Raw genomic sequence first — 16,965 nt, 5'->3', positions numbered from 1 at the left:
CGATGAAGATTTCCTCATCTTCGGCTCATCCGGCCTTTTCCTCCGGGCAGGAGAGTGGGGGTATGAGCCGAACACCGCGAATCGTCGCGCTGGTGGCGGTGCTCGCCCTGCCCGTCGCGGCCGTACTGGCCACGCTGCTGCTGTCGGAACCGAGCCCGCCGAAGGAGACCTCCCAGGTCGTGCGCATCGGCGAGTCCGCGCCCGCAGGCACCTCCGCCGCCACGCCGACCACGCCGTCCGGCGAGCCGACGAGCACCCCGAGCCGCACCAAGCTGCCGCCGCCACCGCCGGTGGACGACGACGATGACGACGACGACCGTGATGACGACGACCGTGACGATGGCTGACGGCCCGGGGCGGCAGCCGGGTGCGCCGATGAGCGACCGGCCGACCGTGTACCAGCCCATCGCGGGCAAACCGGCGTCGGCGCGCGGCACGCGCGTGCCGGCGAGGGTGCAGATCATGGGCTGGCTCGTGCTCGTGATGACCGCCGGGCTCGCCACCGTGGTGCTGCTCGTCGCCGAGTTCGAGTACCGGGCCATCGACCGCAGGGTCAACAGCGGTCTCGAGCAGGACGTCGAGGAGTTCCGCCGGGTCGCGCAGATGGGCAGGGATCCGGCGACCGACCAGCTGCTGACCGACCCGTACCAGCTGTTCGAGCGGCACCTGGCAGGCCAGTACCCGGACCGGGCCGAGGTGCTGCTGGGTGTCGTGACCGAGGCCGGGGGCCTCAAGACCGTGCGGCAGAGCGACCAGGGGCTCGACCACGTCGCGTTCGACGATGCCCTGCTGCGGGAGATCGTGAACCCGCCGCAGGCGACCGGAACCGTGCAGACCGAGGGCGGCGAGCTGCGCTGGCTGCGGGTGGACGTCCTGCCGCCGTCGGGCTCCGGTCAGCCGCAGGCGTGGTTCGTCAGCGGCTACTTCGTCGACGTGGCCAAGGCCGACGCGAACGACACGGTCCGCACGCTGCTGGCGATCAGCGCCGTGGCGCTCGTGCTGGCCGCCGGGGTGTCGTGGGTGGTCGCCGGGCAGATCCTCGCGCCGGTCAACACGGTGCGCCGCGCGGCGGCGGAACTGACCGAACAGGACCTCACCCACCGGATCCCCGTGCACGGCCGCGACGATATCGCCGCGCTCGCCGAGCAGTTCAACGCGATGCTCGACCGGCTGGAGAGCGCGTTCGCCACGCGCAGGCAGTTCCTCGATGACGCCGGCCACGAGCTGCGCACCCCGATCACGATCATCCGGGGGCATCTGGAGGTGATGGGCGACGATCCCGCCGAGCGGGCCGAGGTCGTGCGGCTGTGCACCGACGAGCTCGACCGGATGGCGCGCATCGTCGACGACCTGCTCCTGCTGGCGAAGGCCGAGCAGCCGGACTTCCTCCGTCCCGAGTGGACGTCCGTGCCGGAGCTGACGAGTGACATCGACGCGAAGGTCAGGGCCATCGCACCGAGGTCGTGGGTGCTGGAGTCGCTCGGCGAGGGCGAGGTCTGGATCGACGGCCAGCGGGTCACCCAGGCGGTGGTGCAGCTGGCGCAGAACGCCGTGCAGCACACGAAGGACGGCGCGGTGATCAGGATCGGCTCGGCAGTCCACAACGGATCGGTGTCGTTCTGGGTCACCGACACGGGACCCGGAGTGTCGCATGAGGACGCTCCGCGGATCTTCGACCGGTTCGTGCGCGGCGCCTCCGGTGCGCGCGACGGGAGCGGCGCCGGCCTCGGCCTGGCGATCGTCAAGGCCATCGCCGAGGCGCATCACGGCCAGGCCCGGGTGGTGTCGCAGCCGGGCCAGGGTGCGACGTTCGGGCTCGAACTACCAGCGGGGGGAGCACGAGGATGAGCCGGATCCTGATCGCCGAGGACGAGCAGCGCATCGCCTCGTTCGTCGAGAAGGGCTTGCGCGCCAACGGTTTCGTGACGACGGTGGTGGGTGACGGCGACGCCGCGCTCGCCCACGTCGTCGCGGGCGGGTTCGACCTCGTCGTGCTCGACCTCGGGCTGCCGAGGCGGGACGGTTTCGCGGTGCTGCAGGCGATGCGGCAGGCGCGGGTCAACACGCCGGTGATCATCCTGACCGCGCGTGGCTCGGTGAACGACACCGTCGCCGGCCTCGAAGGCGGCGCCGACGACTACATGACCAAGCCGTTCCGCTTCGAGGAGCTGCTGGCGCGGGTCCGGCTCCGGCTCCGGCCTGCCGACCGCACCCCCGAGGTCACCGTGCTGCGCAACGGACCCGTGTCGCTGGATCTCCGTACGCGCCGCGCGGAGACCCCGGAGGGAATGGTGGACCTCACGGCGAGGGAGTTCGCGCTGCTCGAGCTGTTCCTGCGGCACCCGGGGCAGGTACTCTCCCGCGAGCAGATCCTCTCGCACGTGTGGGGGTACGACTTCGATCCCGGCTCCAACGTCGTGGACGTCTACGTGCGGACGCTGCGCCGCAAGATCGGCCAGGACCACATCGTGACCGTGCGCGGAATGGGCTACCGCCTGGGCTGACCCGCGAGTCGTGCACTCCCGTTCGCGAGTCGTGCACTCCAGCGCGCGAGTTGTGCGCTCCCGTTCGCGAGTTGTGCGCTCCCGTTCGCGAGTCGTGCGCTCCGGTTCGCGAGTCCCCGCTCGGGCCCGCGAGTTCCCCGTTGGGGCACCGGGGCCCGCCCGGGACGCGCTCGCTGCAGTGAAGGCCACCCTCCCTGCGTTCAACGCAGTGAAGGTGGCCTTCACTGCGTTCGGGTTCGGGGCGACCTGGGGGTGCCTTGCGTTGTCCCGAGTGGGCGACTCGCGCCCCGGAATGCACGACTCGCCGTCCGGAATGCACGACTCGCGCGCCGGAGTGCACGACTCGCGCCCCGGAACGTACGACTCGCGAACCTGAGTGCACGACTCGCGGCGCATGAAGATCGCCTCATGTGGGTTTCACCCGTGGTTCAGCGGTGCGACCGATTCTGGTTTCCATGGCTGGACTTTCCGCGCACGGCTGGGTCACCCTCGGGGTGTTCGGCGTCGCCGTTCTCCTGTGGATGGTCACCCGGCTTGACGACACGTTCGTCGGGCTCGCGGCCGTGCTCGTGCTCGTCGGCGCGGGCGTTCTCCGGGAAGGGGACCTCTTCGCCGCGCTCGGCGGCGAGGCGATCTGGCTCCTCATCGCCGCGTTCGTGCTCGCCGCCGGGCTCTCCGCCACCGGGTTGCCGACGCGCGTCGCGCTCGCGGTGTGCGGGCGCGCCCGCACCGTCCGCGGCCTCGCCCACCGCGTCACCGCCGCACTGGTACTGACAGCGCTCGCGATCCCCGCCACGTCGGGACGCGCGGCGCTCGCCCTGCCCGTCTTCCTCGCGCTGGCGACGGCGCTCGCCTGCCGCGAGCGGGTCGTCCGCGCGCTCGCCCTGCTGTTCCCCACCGTCGTGCTGCTCTCGGCCGTCGCCACGCTCACCGGTGCGGGCGCCCACGTGATCACCAGCCAGCTGCTCGCCGACGCGACCGGTGCCGGCATCGGCTACGCGCACTGGCTGCTGCTCGGCTTCCCCTTCGCGGTGCTGAGCTCCCACCTCGCGGCCGAGGTCGTGCTCCTGCTGATGACCCGCCGCGCCGACCGGCGGCACCCGCTCGAGCTCGACCCCGCCCACGTCGCCGAGCTCGCCGGGACGACCGTCACCGGCCCGCTCACGCCATCGCAGCGCCGCGCGCTCGCCGTGCTCGTTCTCGTGGTGACGCTCTGGTGCACGGAAACCCTGCACGGCGCCTCGCCCGCACTGGTCGCGCTCGCCGGGGCCGTGCTGATCACCGCGCCGGGCCTCGGCACCACCGGGTTCGGTGCCGCGCTCGCCTCGGTGCCGTGGTCGCTGCTGCTGTTCATGGTCACCACGGCGGTGCTCGGCATCGCGCTCACGTCGTCGGGCGCGGCCGCGTGGCTCGGCGGCGCGCTGCCGGGGGACACCGCCGACGAGCTGACCTTCCTCGCCGTCGTGGTCGGCGTCAGCGCGGCGGCACACCTCGTGCTGCAGTCGCGCTCGGCCCGCTCGTCGGTGCTGGTGCCGCTGCTGATCCCGCTCGCGACCGCGGCGGGACTGAACCCGGCGGCCGTCGCGTTCGCCTCCACCGCGGCGGCCGGCTTCTGCCACACGCTGCCCTCGTCGGCCAAACCCGTCGCGCTGTTCGCCTCGGTGGAGGGCGCACCGACGTACCGGCGCACCGACCTGCTGCGGCTCTCCGCCGTGCTCGGCCCGCTCACGATCCTGCTCGTCCTCGCGTTCGCATGGGCCGTCTGGCCCGCGCTCGGCCTGCCGTTGCGCTGACAAAACCCCAGGGAGACAAGAAGATGACCGCGATCATGCCGCTGCGTTTCGTCGTCGCACCGAGCGGGTTCAAGGAGTCGCTCACCGCCGAGGTGGTGGCCGGGGCGATCGCCGCCGGGCTGCGCCGCGTGGTGCCCGGTGCCGTCATCGACACCGTGCCGCTCGTCGACGGCGGTGAGGGCTCCGCACGCACCCTCGCCGCCGCGACTGGCGGCAGGCTCGTGCCCGTCACCGTCACGGGCCCCGTCGGCGACCCGGTGGACGCGCACTTCGCCGTGCTCGGCGGGGACGGGCCCAGAACGGCGTTCGTCGAGATGGCCGCCGCGGCGGGGCTGCGGCTCGTGCCACCCGGCGCGCGCGACCCCGGGCTGACGACCACGCGCGGCGTCGGCGAGCTGATCCGCGCGGCTCTCGACGAGGGCTGCCGCCGGATCGTGGTCGGCTGCGGAGACTCGGGCACGTGCGACGGCGGGGCCGGGGCGCTCACGGCGCTCGGCGCCCGTGTGCTCGGCCCTTCCGGCGGGGAGGCCGAGCCCGGCGGGTACGCGCTCGCCGGCGCCGTGGAACTCGATCTGTCCAGGATGGACTCTCGGCTCGAGGGAACGGACATACTCGTTGCCTGCAATCCGCACAACGTCCTCACCGGTCCTTCCGGCGTCGCCCGTGTCTTCGGGCCGCAGAAGGGTGCGAGCGCCGAGCAGGTCGCGGTGCTGGAGGCGGCCATGACCCGGTGGGCGAAACTCATCGAGCACCGCTGCGGGACCGATCTGCGGCTGGTGCCCGGCGGCGGCGCGTCCGGCGGTCTCGGCGCCGGGCTGGCCGGGGCGCTCGGCGCGACGCTGCGCTCCCGGTTCGACGTGCTGCTCGACCACACCGGCCTGGACGCCCGGCTCGCCGAGGCCGACCTCGTGATCACCGCCGAGGGCGCGATCGACTTCCAGACCCCGCGCGGCAAGGTGCCCGCCGAGGTCGCCAGACGCGCCAAGCTGTTCGGCAAGCCCGTGATCGCGCTGGCAGGCACGATCGGCAGGGGAGCCCGCACCACGCACGACGCCGGGATCGACGCGTACGCGGGCATCCTCGCCGCACCGATCGCGCTCGCGGAGGCCATCGAGCACGCGGAGGACCTGGTCGCCGATGCCACCGAGCGCGCGCTGCGGCTCGTTCTCGTGGGCTCGGCGCTTGCCACCACCGCTAGGGTTCACGCGGGTGAACACTGAGAACTGAACAGACTGGGGGAGCCGCGTGGAGGCTCGGAGGAGACGCTGGGTGCTGGGCGGCGCGGCGCTGGCCGTGGTCGCGATCGTCACGGCGGGCGTGCTCGTGCTGTATGGCGAGTCGACCCGGGGTACCGCGCAGCGGCCCCATGACGATGCCGGTGCCGGCGAGGTCGCGCTCGACTTCCTCGACGCGTTCGCCGCAGGGGACGTCGCGGCGGCCGCGGCGCTGACCGATGACCCGGCCGCCGCCCAGGCGGCGCTGTCGCGGGCCACCACGCGGCTCGGCGTCACCGGTGCCGAGACGAGGGCCGTACCGCCGAGGGGCGACGAGACCTTCCGCGACTTCCGCGTCACGTGGACCCTCGGCGAAGGCCGCACATGGGCCTACGACAACCGCGTGAGCGTAGTGCGGACGGGCGAGGGCCGTCGCGTGGACTGGACGCCGGCCCTGATCCACCCCCGCCTGAAGGACGGGCAGGCACTGGAGTTGCGGACCGGCGAAGGCTCGCCCGGCGTGGTCGACCGCGAGGGGCCGCCGCTGCTCGAACGGCGCGCGGGCGGACGGGAACCGGCGGAGGTGGCGGGCGCGCGGACTCTGCTGCCCGCGATGTCGCGGCTCGCGGCCCGGCACCTGAAGCCCGCCTGGTCGGTGGTGATCGTCGACGCCGGGGGCGCCGAGGTGAGCACTGTCCACGCCCCCGCTGGTGCCGGGGCGGGCCCGCTCGTGTCGACGCTCAGCGGTCCGGTGCAGCGGGCCGCGCAGACCGCGGTCGACGAGGTGGCGGCGCCCGCGCTGCTCGTGGCCATCCAGCCCTCCACCGGCGGCATCCTCGCCGTGGCACAGAACCCGGCCGCCGGGGACGCGCCGAAGGCGCTCAACGGGCTCTCCGCGCCCGGCTCGACGTTCAAGATCGCCACCGCCACGGCCGTGCTCGGCACCGGCGCGGCGGAGGCGGAAACGGTGCTGCCGTGTCCCGGCCGCGACCGCATCGGCACCAGGACCATCCCCAACGACGGCGAGTTCGACCTCGGCGCCGTGCCGCTGCGCACGGCGTTCGCCCACTCCTGCAACACCACCTTCGCCCGGCTCGCCGCGGGCCTGCCCTCGGACGCCCTCTCGGCAGCGGCGAGCAGCCTGGGCCTCAGGCGCCGACTTCGAGATCCCGGGCCTCACCACGGAGGCAGGCCGCGCCGACCCCGCGGCCGACCCCGTGCAGCGGCTCGAGGACGGCATCGGGCAGGGCAGGGTGCAGGCGAGCCCGTTCGGTCTCGCGCTCATGACGGCGACCGTCGCGAGCGGGCGGGCCGTGACGCCGCAGCTGTGGCGGGACCTCGGCACCACGGTCGTCACGGGGTACGAACCACCGCCCGCCGCGGTGCTGGCCGACGTCCGCGGCATGATGCGCGAGGCCGTCACGGGAGGTACCGCGACCGCGCTCGCCGGGCTCGGCGACGTCCGCGGCAAGACCGGCACCGCCCAGCTCGCCGACCCGGCCCAGGCCCACGGCTGGTTCGCCGGGTACCGGGGCGACGTCGCGTTCGCCGTGCTGGTCGAGCGTGCGGGCAGCGCCGGGCCCGCGGTGCGGGCGGCGGGGACGTTCCTGGGCGGGCTGCCGGGCTGAACCGGCTACGGTGAGGCCCATGCCTGCCGTGAGGTTCGCCGTCCGGGTGAAGCCCGGGGCCAAGCGCGACGCCGTCGGGGGCCGGTGGGACGGCGCGCTCGGTGAGGCACTCGTCGTGTCGGTGCGGGCACCCGCCGTGGACGGCAAGGCCAACGAGGCGGTGTGCCGTGTGCTCGCCACGGAGCTGTCGGTGCGTGCCCGGGATCTCCTTGTCGTGCGGGGACAACGCTCTCGCGACAAGCTGATGGAACTCGCGGACGCCCCGCCGCACACCGCGCGGCGGCTCGCGACCCTGCGTGGATCTATTGTGGAGGGCCCACAAACTCCACGAACGGGCTGAACGGGAGGTGACATGGGCGATCTTCCGGTCATCCTCGGATCGGGCGCGATCGTCCTGCTCGCCTCGGTGCTCGCCGTCCGCTTCTCGATCCGGCTCGGCCTGCCCTCGCTGCTGATCTACCTCGGGATCGGCGTTCTGATCGGCGAGGCCGGGTTCGGGGTCGAGTTCGACAACCCGCAGCTCACGCAGAGTCTCGGCCTCGCCGCGCTCGTGATGATCCTGACCGAGGGCGGGCTCACCACGCGCTGGTCCACGGTGCGGCCCTCGCTCGGACCCGGCATCGCTCTGTCCACAGTGGCCGTTCTGGTGACCATCCTCGTCACCGGCTCGGTGCTGCACCTGTTGCTGGGCCTCGACTGGCGGACGGCGCTGCTGTGGGGCGCCGTGCTGTCCTCGACCGACGCGGCCGCGGTGTTCTCGGTGCTGCGCTCGTCGGGGATCGGCAGGAGGGTCACCGGAACCCTCGAGCTGGAGTCGGGCCTCAACGACGCGCCCGCCTACATCGCGGTGGTGCTGCTCGCGACGGGGGCGACCCTGACGTGGAGCCTGCCGCTGCTGGTGGTCTACGAGCTCGTGGCAGGCGCGCTGATCGGGTTCCTGCTGGGCTGGGCGGGGGCGCTGGCGCTGCGCAAGGCCGCGCTGCCCGCCACCGGTCTCTACCCGCTCGCCACGGTCGCCGTGTGCGTGGTGGCGTACGCGTCGGCGCAGTCCGGGCACGCCTCGGGGCTGCTGGCCACCTACGTGGCGGGGGTGGTGCTGGGCAACTCGCGGCTCCCGCACCGCTCCGACACGCTCTCCTTCGCCGAGGGGCTCGGCTGGATCGCGCAGATCGGCCTGTTCGTGCTGCTCGGGTTGTTCGCCTCGCCGGAGCGGCTCGTGGACAGCGTCGTGCCGGGCCTCGTCGCCGGGGCGGTGGTGCTGCTGCTCGCCCGGCCGGTCTCCGTGGTGCTGTCGGCGGCGCCGTTCCGCGTGCCCTGGCGGGAACAGGTGTTCCTGTCGTGGGCGGGGCTGCGCGGAGCCGTGCCCATCGTGCTCGCCACCATCCCGCTCGCCGAGGGCCTGCCCGGTGCCCAGCGGCTGCTCGACGCGGTGTTCGTGCTCGTGATCGTCTTCACGCTGCTGCAGGCCGCGCTGCTCGGTCCGCTGGCGAGATGGCTGGGGCTCGCCAGGGACGCCGAACCGGAGGAGATCCAGGTCGACGCGGCCCCGCTCGACGAGCTCGGCGCGGTGCTGCTGCAGGTGCGCATCCAGCGGGGCTCGCGCCTGCACGGCGTGTACCTCGCGGAGCTGCGGCTGCCGAGCGGCTCCGGCGTGAGCCTGGTCGTGCGGCAGGGCAAGGGTTTCACCCCCGCCGACACCACGCGCCTGCAGGAGCTGGACCAGTTGCTGGTGGTCACCACACAGGCCGCGAGGTCCGCGGCGGAGCGCCGCATCAGGGCCGTGGACCGCGCGGGCCCGCTCGCGAAGTGGAAGGGCGAGCTGGGAGACTGACCGCCATGCGTGCGGAGAGGTACGGCTACTGGTTTCCGCTGGCGCTACTGGGGTTCGGGTTGCTGGGTGCTGTCACGGTGCGGCCGGCGGCCGACGTCGGCTGGTTCGCCTACCGGCCGGGGAGTGAACGGCAGTACCTGACGAGCGTCAGCTACGCGGAGTCGGTCGACGTCGAGGCGGGGTTCCACGTCGTCGCCGGAGGCGCCTACGGCTGGCAGGCGCACGTCGCGATCGTCGCGCTGTTCCTGGCGAGCGTCGCCTGGTACGCGGCACGCGCCCGGAAGGCGGGCACGCCGTGGCCGGCGCCGCGGATCGTGGTCGTCGCGGCCGGGGGCGCGCTCGCCGTCGAGGGTGCCTACCTCGGGCTGCTGAACGTCCCGAAGGGCCTCACGGGCGAGGCCTTCGCCGCGGCGCTGAGCCTGCCGCTGGCGTTGCTGGGGTTGATCTCCCTGGCGGGCGCCTACTTCCTGAAGGGCACGGCGCGCCGCGTCACGGGCGTGCTGGGCGTGGTGCTGCTGGGCGTCGCGATCGGCTCGGTCCTGCTCCCTTCGGCCGACGAGGCCGCCGCCGTGATCGTCCTGAGCGCCGGGCTGTTCCTGCTGGCGTGGGTGCACCGCAGCGTGCTGCTCGGCGCGGTCGCGGCCCTGTTCCTGCTGAGCGGGGGCGCCGTGAGCGCCGCCGACCCGGCCGCGCTGGTGGTGCCCGCCGCGGTGTCGCTGGCCGGCGCGATGGTGGCGCTGGTGCTGCGTGCGAGGCACTCGGCGTAGCCGTGGACAATGGAACGGTGAGCACCGAGCAGGAACCCGAGCAGACCACCGGCGAAGCGGAGCCGCCCGCCGCCGCGCCCCCGAAGCGCCGGATCTGGCTGCTGGCCGTGGTCGCGGTGCTCGCCTACGCCGTCGACCTCGTCACCAAGATCATCGTCACGGCGACGCTGGAGGGCGAGGAGCCCATCCGCATCCTCGGCGGCGCCGTCTACCTGCAGCTCGTCCGCAATCCGTACGCGGCGTTCGGCATGGACTTCGGCGGCACCTGGATCCTCGCGATCGTCGCCATGCTCGTGGTCGGCGCGATCATCTGGTTCTCGCGGCGGCTGCGCTCCGCGGGCTGGGCGGTGGGGCTCGGCCTCATCCTCGCCGGTGCGCTCGGCAACCTCACCGACCGCATCTTCCGCGCGCCCGGCCCGCTGCACGGCCACGTCGTCGACTTCATCTCCGCGTTCCAGCCCAACGGCGACTTCTTCCCCGTCTTCAACGCCGCCGACTCCGCCATCAGCATCGGCGCCGTGCTGATCGTGCTGCTCTCGCTGCTCGGCAAGGACTACGACGGCACCAGCACCAAGACCAAGAAGCGGGCCGACGAGGACGCCGAAGAGGGCACGGCGTGAGCGCGCGGATGCTCCCGGTCCCCGAGGGGCTCGACGGCATGCGGGTCGACGCCGGCCTCGCGAAGCTGCTCGGCCTCTCGCGCACCGTGGTCGCCGAGCTGGCCGCGACCGGCGACGTGCTGCTCGACGGCAAGCCCGCCGGCAAATCCGACCGCCTCACCGCGGGCGGCCTGCTGGAGGTGACGCTGCCGGAGCCCGACGCGCCGCTGGAGGTCGTGGCCGAGCCGGTCGACGGGCTGAAGGTGCTCCACGACGACGACGACATCGTGGTGGTCGACAAGCCCGTCGGCGTGGCCGTGCACCCGAGCCCCGGCTGGACCGGGCCCACCGTGGTGGCGGGGCTCGCCGCGATGGGCCTGCGGATCTCTACCTCCGGAGCCGCCGAGCGGCAGGGCGTGGTGCACCGGCTCGACGCGGGCACCACCGGCGTGATGGTGGTGGCCAAGAGCGAGCACGCCTACACGGTGCTCAAGCGCGCGTTCAAGGAACGCACCGTGGACAAGGGCTACCACGCGCTCGTGCAGGGCCACCCCGATCCGACGCGCGGCACGATCGACGCCCCGATCGACCGGCACCCCCGGCACGACTACAAGTTCGCGGTCGTCGCGGGCGGCCGGCCCTCGGTGACGCACTACGAGGTGATCGAGGCGTTCCGCGCCGCGTCCCTCGTGGACGTGAAGCTGGAGACCGGCCGCACCCACCAGATCCGCGTGCACTTCTCCGCGCTGCGGCACCCCTGCGTCGGCGACCTCACCTACGGCGCCGACCCGGTGCTCGCGCGCAAGCTGAGCCTCTCCCGGCAGTGGCTGCACGCCCGCACGCTCGGCTTCGCCCACCCCGCCGACGGCCGCCACGTGGAGTTCACCAGCGAGTACCCCGCCGACCTCGCGGCCGCACTCGACGTGCTGCGCGCCGAGTCCTAGGACTCAGCGTTCAGTCGTCGATCGACCAGAGCAGCGAGCGCTCGTCCGGCTCCGGCCGCGGGCTCCAGCGCACCGACGCGATCCGGGTGGCCTCCGGCAGCACGTACACCGTGTGCCCGCCCGTCGTCTCGCCGGGCTGCACGCCGATCTTGTGCGGTGGCCGGGAGGTCAGCGACACGGGCGCCTTGGCGATCGCGGCGCCGTCGCTGGTGATCAGCTCCAGGTAGTTGTCGGGCAGCGACGCGAACGGGATCCGCCCTCGGTTGGTGATCTCGGTGTGCACCACCACGGCGCGCTCGCCCTCGTCGAGCCGGTAACCCGCGGCGCCGAAGAGGTAGTCGGCCGGATCCTGCACCTCCAGCAGCTGCACCGCGAGCTGCTCGCCCTCCAGCCCCTGCGTCTCCAGCACGTCGCCGGCGCGGCCCGTCTTCGGCGTCGCGGGAGCCCGCGCGCCCGACGGGGGCTGGTCGCCGCGGGCCCACAGCGCGCTCTGCGGCGGGCCCCACGTGCTCATCACCGGGTCCGGGGGTGGCGGCGGCTGGGGTGGCTGGGGCGGCCGCTGCTGCTGCGGCGGGGGTGGCGGTGGCTGGTACCGGCCGGACGGGGTGCCCTGCACGGGATACGCCCCGCTCGGCGCGCCCTGCACGGGATAGGCCCCGCTGGGTGCGCCGTGCACGGGGTACGCGCCGCTCGGCGCGCCCTGCACCGGGTAGGCGCCACTCGGGGCGCCGTGGACGCCCTGCGGTGGCTGTGCGGGTGGTGGGGGCTGTGGGGGCTGAGGGGGCTGAGGGGGTGGTGGCGGTTGCTGCGGGGCGCCCCACGCGCCCGCGAGTGCGGCGCGCAGCCCGTTCGGATCGCTTTCGACACCGACGAGCAGGGGCAGGCCGCTCGCGGAGAGGTTCACGAGCCGGTAGGCGACGTCGCGCGGATCCATGCCGACCTTGGCCGCGACCTCGTGTACCGCCGCCTTGCCCAGCTCCGCGAGCGCGGCGAGCAGGCGAGCGTCGAGAGGGTCGGTCACAGCCACGCCGAGAAGCGTAGTCGGCGGCGTGCGCGTCAGTATGCTGCGGCCATGACCGCTGTCGCCTCGCTCGCGGACGAGTACATGGACCTGCTGTTCGACGCGGACCCCGTGTGGCCCGCGATGCTCGGCTTCAAGCCGCCGAGGTCCGGGCTGGAGGAGCTCAGTGAGGAGGCCGAGCAGCGGCACCGGCGTGCGCTGCGGGAGATCATCGGGCGCGCCGAGGCGCTCGATCCCTCGGGGCTTGAGCCGCAGGACCGGATCACGCGTGACGTGCTGCTCGCCTCGGCGCGGGCGCGGGTCGAGCAGATCGACGCCAGGCTGGTCGAGTTCACGGTCAGCCCGATGTTCGTGGCACCGGCGTCGATGCTGCTGACCATCCTGCCGATGGTGCCGGTCTCCGACAGCGCGCAGGGGGCGGCGCACCTCGACCGCCTCGCCGCGATCCCCGCCTACCTGGAGCAGGTGGCGCAGCGGCACCGCACCGGCGTCGCGAGCGGGCGCGTGCCGGTGGCACGGCTCGTGCGAGCCTCCGTCGAGCACGTCGACCGCTACCTCGCCGAGCCGGACGCCGACCCGCTGCTGCGCCAGGAGCCGCCGGACGAGCACTTCGCCGAGCGCAGGGCCGCGTTGCTGCGGGACACGGTGCGCCCGGCGTTCGCCGCGTACCGCGACGTGCTCGAACGCGAGATCCTCCCGCACGGGCGGCCCGACGAACGCCCCGGCGTGTGCCACCTGCCCGGCGGCGACGCGCTGTACGCCGCACTGGCCCGCGTTCACACCACGACCGACCGCGGCCCCGACGACCTGCACGCCACCGGCCTCGCGCTCATCGAGCAACTCGCGCGGGAGTACGCCGAGATCGGCGGGCGGGTGTTCGGCACGAGTGACGTGCCCGAGATCTTCCGGCGGCTGCGCACCGATCCCGCGCTGCGCTGGAAGGACGCCGACGAGCTGCTCGACACCGCCCGCGCCGCCATCACCCGCGCCGAGGCCGCCGCGCCGGAGTGGTTCGGCCGGATCCCGGAGCAGTCGTGCGCCGTCGAGCCCGTCCCGCCCGCGGAGGCGCCCGGCACGGTGGCCGCGTACTACCTGATGCCCTCGGCGGACGGCTCCCGGCAGGGCACCTACTTCGCCAACACCTACCAGGTCACCGAGCGGCTGCGGCACACCGCCGAGGTGACGGCCTTCCACGAGGCCGTGCCCGGCCACCACTTCCAGCTCAGCACCGCGCTCGGGCTCACCGACCTGCCGCTGCTGCGCAGGCTCGGTGACTTCAACGCCTACGCCGAGGGCTGGGGGTTGTACTCGGAGCGGCTCGCCCAGGAGATGGGGCTGTACTCCGGCGACGTGTCGCTGCTCGGGATGCTCAGCCTGGACTCCACGCGCGCGGGCAGGCTCGTGGTCGACACCGGCCTGCACGCGAAGGGCTGGACGAGGCAGCAGGCGATCGACTTCCTGCTGGAGCACACGCCCATGACCGAGACGGAGATCGTCGCCGAGGTCGACCGCTACATCGCGTACCCGGGTCAGGCGCTGTCGTACATGGTGGGCAGGCTGGAGATCCAGCGGCTGCGCGCCGAGGCGGAGCGGGCGCTCGGCGACCGCTTCGACATCAAGGCCTTCCACGACCTCGTGCTCGGCAGCGGTGCACTGCCGATGTCCGTGCTCGCCGACGCGGTGGCGGACTGGGTCAGCGCTCGACTCCGGTGAGGCGGGCGAACACCACGACGGCGTCGGGCTCGGCGCCCGCCGAGTCGAACTCGCCCGAAACGCTGAGCAGCCGCAGGTCTGGGTGGTCGCTGTGGGCGGTGGCCTGTGCGAGCGCCGCGGCCCTCGGCAGCGTCCCCACGCGGTAGACGGTGAAGACGGCGGTGCTGCCGTCGGCCCTGCCGACGCTCACCTCGGCGCCGGGCCGCACGTCGTCCAGCGGGAAGAACGCGCCGCGCTCGTAGGCGAAGTCGACGAAACCGGTGAGCACGGCGGCGCCGCGTTCACCGGGGCTGCCCGTCTCGGCGAGCCAGCCCACGGTCGCGGCGTTGCCGGGCACCTCCACGACCCCGGTCGGGGTGCGGCCGAGCTCGGCCAGCGACCCGGTGTCCAGTCCGATCGCGGGAACGTGCAGCGACTCGGGTGCCGAGGCGGGCAGTGGATCGTGTGCTTCGGGCACCGGACCGCTCAGCACCTCACCCGTGCCGGTCGGCGTGCCGGTGCCGAGCGGGGTGGTGTGGTCGAGCGTGTCACCGGGCTGCGAGCGCACCAGCGTCACCGTGGTCAGCACGGCGGCCAGCGTCACCACCACGGCGGCCGCCACGGCACCGAGCCTGCCCGTGTCGTCCCTCCGAGTGTTCACGGTCACATCCACCGGAATTCGCCGCCCCCTCGGCCCACGGCCAGCGTTCGGCTCATGGCCGCCCCCTCTACCAGGAGTTTCCCACCCTGCACGCACGGTGTTTCCCCGTCTGCGTGTCGATGCCTGCTGATCGCCGTGAGCGGTATGTGTCGTTACGGGCCGGACCGTCACACGGTTAAATGTCACTCATTCGGGTTATCCACTCGTTATCCGCCCCGGTTAGTGGGAATGTCCGATTCGGCGGCGGACATGGAGGTCGAGGGTGAGAACGGCGACAGCGGTAGGCGTGCTCGATGTCGGGTGCTTCAGCGCGAGGCTCCTGGTGGTCGAGCGCGGTGGTTCGCTGCTCGACCCCGTGTGCAGCCACAAGACCCGGCTGCGCCTCGACCGCGCACTCGACCGCGAGGGACGCATCGGGCCCGAGGGCGTCGACTCGATCGTCGCCGCCGTCGGCAAGGCCGGCGAGATCGCCGCCCGTCGTGGCGTGGACTCCGTGTTCCCGCTGGCCACGTCGTCGATCCGGGATGCCGCCAACGCGACCGAGGTCGTGGAGCGCGTTCGCCGCGAGACCGGCACCGAGCTGCGGTTCCTCTCCGGCCAGCGCGAGGCGGAGCTGTCCTACCTCGCCGCTCGCCGCTGGTTCGGCGCGTCGGCGGGACCGCTGGCCGTGCTCGACATCGGCGGCGGCACGGTGGAGCTCGCCGCGGGGGAGGGTGAGCAGGCGTCGTTCGCCCGGTCGCTGCGGCTCGGCGCCCGCGAGAGCACGCGGACCTGGCTGCAGACCGACGTCCCGCCGAAGGAACGCATCGCGGCGCTGCGCGGCTTCGCGCTCGAACGGGCCCGCGACGTGCTGGCCGAGGCCGAGCCGACGCTGCGCGGCTACCGCACCGTGGGCTGCTCGAAGGTGCTGCGGCAGCTTGCGCGCCTCGCGGGCGCGCGGCCGGGCCGCGACGCGACGTCGCCGGAACTGCACGTCGACGACCTGCGCACGTGGATCCCCCGGCTCGCCGTGATGCCCGCGGCCCGCAGGGCCGACCTGCCCGGCATCTCCCGCTCGCGCGCCCACCAGGCGCTCGGCGGGGCCGTGGTCGCGGAGGCGCTGCTGACCGTGCTGGGCGGCTCGCTCGTCGTCTGCCCCTGGTCGACCACCCAGGGGCTGCTGCTGACCCTGCTCGACAGGACCGAGCAGCGGGGACCACGCCGATCGGTGGCGTGAGGCCGTGCCCGAGCTGCCCGACGTGGAAGGCTTCCGGCGCGTGTTCGCCGGGCACGCCGCCGGCAGGCGGGTGCGCGACGTGGAGGTGCTCGACGCCGGTGTGCTGAAGGGCGTCGGGGCGGAGACGTTCCGTGAGGCCGTGCGCGGACACCGGCTCGGCGACCCGGCGCGCCACGGGAAGTGGCTCGTCAGCGAGGTGAGCGGAACCGGGAAGGCCGTGCTGCTGCACTTCGGCATGACGGGCTCGCTCGACTGGGCCGGCGACCGCGAGCCGAGGCACCGGCACGACCGGGTGGTCTTCACGTTCCCCTCGGGCGAGCTGCGCTACCGCGACATGCGCAAGCTCACCGGCCTGCGGCTCGCCCGCGACGCGTCCGAGCGGGAGGAGGTGCTGGCCGGGCTCGGGCCCGACGCGCTGAGCGTCTCCAAGGCCGAACTGGGCGGGCTGCTCTCCGGCCTGCGCCGTCGCCTCAAGCCCGCGCTCACCGACCAGTCCGTGCTCGCGGGCCTGGGCAACCTGCTGGCCGACGAGATCCTGTGGCGCGCCAGGCTGCACCCGCGACGCTCGACGACGGACCTGTCGAGCGCCGACGTCGCCCGCCTGCACGCGCGCATGGGCACGGTGCTGCGCCGGTCGGTCGAGGCGGGCCGCGTGCCGCCCAGGCCGTCGTGGCTCACCGGGCGCAGGGACGAACCGTCCGGCAGCTGCCCGCGCTGCGGCACGACGCTGAGCCACGGCCGGGTCGATGGCAGGGGAACGGTGTGGTGCCCGCGCTGCCAGCCGGAATGACAAGCGGCGTCGAGGGGAGTAGAGATCGAGGCATGCGGAACGACGAGGTGAACCCCAGGGAACCGGAGCGGCCGCTGTCGCCGGACGTCCCGGCCCCGCCCCATCACGACTTCGACCACGGCACCGAGGACGTGCCGGAACCGCCGAACAAGGACGAGATCCGCCCCGACGACGACGTGACCCCGGAGGCGGGCACCACGGAACCCCCGGACTGAGCCCGTGTGCAGTCCTGTGTGCAGTGAAGGCCACCTTCACTGCGTTGAACGCAGGCAAGGCCACCTTCACTGCGGTGGGGCTCCCCGGTG

The 16,965-nt window shown here is 73.6% G+C and carries 18 protein-coding genes and 1 pseudogene; 16 read left to right on the top strand and 3 right to left on the bottom strand.

Annotation, left to right across the window (positions count from 1 at the left end):
* The first annotated feature begins 62 nt into the window (after window positions 1-62).
* From BA062_RS23260 to BA062_RS23250, 3 genes are read left to right on the top strand one after another with little or no spacing between them, the layout of a single operon-like run.
* On the top strand, window positions 63-347 hold the full coding sequence (locus BA062_RS23260) for a hypothetical protein (RefSeq protein WP_110340130.1): 285 nt from the start codon (window positions 63-65) through the stop codon (window positions 345-347).
* The gene (locus tag BA062_RS23255; protein ID WP_245959966.1) at window positions 304-1,848 is read left to right on the top strand and encodes a sensor histidine kinase; all 1,545 of its coding nucleotides are present in this window, start codon (window positions 304-306) and stop codon (window positions 1,846-1,848) included. The genes BA062_RS23260 and BA062_RS23255 overlap by 44 nt, the downstream gene beginning before the upstream one ends.
* On the top strand, window positions 1,845-2,504 hold the full coding sequence (locus tag BA062_RS23250; protein WP_110340128.1) for a response regulator transcription factor: 660 nt from the start codon (window positions 1,845-1,847) through the stop codon (window positions 2,502-2,504). Before BA062_RS23255 ends, BA062_RS23250 begins: the two co-directional genes overlap by 4 nt.
* Here BA062_RS23250 and BA062_RS41370 read toward each other — a convergent pair.
* The gene (locus BA062_RS41370; RefSeq protein ID WP_210406967.1) at window positions 2,489-2,653 is read right to left on the bottom strand and encodes a hypothetical protein; all 165 of its coding nucleotides are present in this window, start codon (window positions 2,651-2,653) and stop codon (window positions 2,489-2,491) included. The two genes, BA062_RS23250 and BA062_RS41370, sit on opposite strands and share 16 nt — an antisense overlap.
* Before the next feature lie 306 nt (window positions 2,654-2,959).
* Between BA062_RS41370 and BA062_RS23240 the strand changes: the two genes are divergently transcribed.
* The 9 genes and pseudogenes from BA062_RS23240 (at window position 2,960) to BA062_RS23205 (ending at window position 11,280) form a co-directional block, all read left to right on the top strand.
* On the top strand, window positions 2,960-4,297 hold the full coding sequence (locus BA062_RS23240) for an SLC13 family permease (RefSeq protein ID WP_110340124.1): 1,338 nt from the start codon (window positions 2,960-2,962) through the stop codon (window positions 4,295-4,297).
* Between the two features lie 23 nt (window positions 4,298-4,320).
* On the top strand, window positions 4,321-5,517 hold the full coding sequence (locus BA062_RS23235; protein WP_210406966.1) for a glycerate kinase family protein: 1,197 nt from the start codon (window positions 4,321-4,323) through the stop codon (window positions 5,515-5,517).
* A 25-nt stretch (window positions 5,518-5,542) separates the two neighbouring features.
* Window positions 5,543-6,628: pseudogene (locus BA062_RS23230) on the top strand (penicillin-binding transpeptidase domain-containing protein); the annotation flags it as partial.
* Between the two features lie 166 nt (window positions 6,629-6,794).
* Window positions 6,795-7,139, top strand: a complete 345-nt coding sequence (locus BA062_RS41205) for a penicillin-binding transpeptidase domain-containing protein (protein WP_342768948.1) — start codon at window positions 6,795-6,797, stop codon at window positions 7,137-7,139.
* A gap of 19 nt (window positions 7,140-7,158) precedes the next feature.
* Window positions 7,159-7,479, top strand: a complete 321-nt coding sequence (locus tag BA062_RS23225; protein WP_425452940.1) for a DUF167 domain-containing protein — start codon at window positions 7,159-7,161, stop codon at window positions 7,477-7,479.
* Between the two features lie 12 nt (window positions 7,480-7,491).
* Entirely contained in the window at window positions 7,492-8,970 is a 1,479-nt protein-coding gene (locus BA062_RS23220; RefSeq protein WP_110340122.1) for a potassium/proton antiporter, read from the top strand.
* A gap of 5 nt (window positions 8,971-8,975) precedes the next feature.
* Window positions 8,976-9,737, top strand: coding sequence for a hypothetical protein (locus tag BA062_RS23215; protein ID WP_110340120.1), 762 nt, complete (start codon window positions 8,976-8,978; stop codon window positions 9,735-9,737).
* Window positions 9,738-9,754: 17 nt separating this feature from the next.
* Window positions 9,755-10,357, top strand: a complete 603-nt coding sequence (lspA, locus tag BA062_RS23210) for a signal peptidase II (protein WP_110340118.1) — start codon at window positions 9,755-9,757, stop codon at window positions 10,355-10,357.
* Window positions 10,354-11,280, top strand: a complete 927-nt coding sequence (locus tag BA062_RS23205; protein ID WP_110340116.1) for an RluA family pseudouridine synthase — start codon at window positions 10,354-10,356, stop codon at window positions 11,278-11,280. Before lspA ends, BA062_RS23205 begins: the two co-directional genes overlap by 4 nt.
* Window positions 11,281-11,290: 10 nt before the next feature.
* Here BA062_RS23205 and BA062_RS23200 read toward each other — a convergent pair whose 3' ends face one another.
* Window positions 11,291-12,307, bottom strand: a complete 1,017-nt coding sequence (locus tag BA062_RS23200; RefSeq protein ID WP_110340114.1) for an AsnC family protein — start codon at window positions 12,305-12,307, stop codon at window positions 11,291-11,293.
* A gap of 45 nt (window positions 12,308-12,352) precedes the next feature.
* On the opposite strand from BA062_RS23200, the gene BA062_RS23195 reads away from it, so the two are divergent.
* A complete protein-coding gene (locus tag BA062_RS23195; RefSeq protein WP_110340112.1) occupies window positions 12,353-14,014 on the top strand; it encodes a DUF885 domain-containing protein in 1,662 nt (553 codons plus the stop codon).
* Here BA062_RS23195 and BA062_RS23190 read toward each other — a convergent pair.
* Window positions 13,995-14,654 carry a sortase domain-containing protein gene (locus tag BA062_RS23190; RefSeq protein WP_245959965.1) on the bottom strand — a complete coding sequence of 220 codons (660 nt, stop codon included), beginning with the start codon at window positions 14,652-14,654 and terminating at the stop codon, window positions 13,995-13,997. The two genes, BA062_RS23195 and BA062_RS23190, sit on opposite strands and share 20 nt — an antisense overlap.
* 262 nt (window positions 14,655-14,916) lie before the next feature.
* Here BA062_RS23190 and BA062_RS23185 point away from each other — a divergent pair, with 262 nt between their 5' ends.
* From BA062_RS23185 to BA062_RS23175, 3 genes are read left to right on the top strand one after another with little or no spacing between them, the layout of a single operon-like run.
* Window positions 14,917-15,870 (top strand): Ppx/GppA phosphatase family protein, encoded by a 954-nt coding sequence (locus BA062_RS23185; protein ID WP_110340108.1) that lies wholly within the window; start codon window positions 14,917-14,919, stop codon window positions 15,868-15,870.
* A 4-nt stretch (window positions 15,871-15,874) separates the two neighbouring features.
* Window positions 15,875-16,660 carry an Fpg/Nei family DNA glycosylase gene (locus tag BA062_RS23180; RefSeq protein ID WP_110340106.1) on the top strand — a complete coding sequence of 262 codons (786 nt, stop codon included), beginning with the start codon at window positions 15,875-15,877 and terminating at the stop codon, window positions 16,658-16,660.
* Window positions 16,661-16,692: 32 nt separating this feature from the next.
* Window positions 16,693-16,875: a hypothetical protein gene (locus BA062_RS23175; RefSeq protein ID WP_110340104.1), complete on the top strand. Its 183-nt coding sequence runs from the start codon at window positions 16,693-16,695 to the stop codon at window positions 16,873-16,875.
* Window positions 16,876-16,965 lie beyond the last annotated feature (90 nt).

Source organism: Prauserella flavalba, assembly GCF_003202235.1.
GTDB lineage: Bacteria > Actinomycetota > Actinomycetes > Mycobacteriales > Pseudonocardiaceae > Prauserella_A > Prauserella_A flavalba.
Note: the sequence above shows the minus strand (reverse complement) of the source record. Positions and strands in the feature narration are given on the sequence as shown.